The 505-nt window shown below is 68.3% G+C and carries 1 protein-coding gene; it reads right to left on the bottom strand.

Annotation, left to right across the window (positions count from 1 at the left end; genetic code table 11):
* Positions 1-505: hypothetical protein (locus WCE05_RS25950; RefSeq protein WP_368816832.1), on the bottom strand; the 505-nt coding region annotated here is incomplete at both ends.

The raw sequence follows: 505 nt of genomic DNA, 5'->3' as shown, positions 1-505 counted from the left end.
GATGCCGATGCCGACGCCGACGCCGACGCCGACGCCGATGCTGACGCCGATGCTGATGCTGATGCTGATGCTGATGCTGATGCTGATGCTGATGCGGATGCGGATGCGGATGCGGATGCGGATGCGGATGCGGATGCGGATGCCGACGCCGACGCCGACGCTGATGCTGATGCTGATGCTGATGCTGACGCGGATGCCGACGCGGATGCTGACGCCGACGCGGATGCCGATGCCGACGCTGACGCCGATGCGGATGCGGATGCGGATGCGGATGCGGATGCGGATGCGGATGCGGATGCTGATGCCGACGCCGACGCCGACGCCGACGCTGATGCTGACGCTGACGCTGACGCCGACGCCGACGCCGACGCCGACGCCGATGCCGATGCCGACGCCGACGCCGATGCCGACGCCGATGCCGACGCCGATGCGGATGCTGATGCTGATGCTGACCGACGCCGACGCCGTGATGCGGATGCGGATGCGGATGCGGATGCGGATGCGG

Source organism: Pseudomonas sp. I2 (assembly GCF_040984075.1).
Taxonomy (GTDB): domain Bacteria; phylum Pseudomonadota; class Gammaproteobacteria; order Pseudomonadales; family Pseudomonadaceae; genus Aquipseudomonas; species Aquipseudomonas guariconensis_B.
This window is presented reverse-complemented; position numbering and strand designations above follow the sequence as displayed.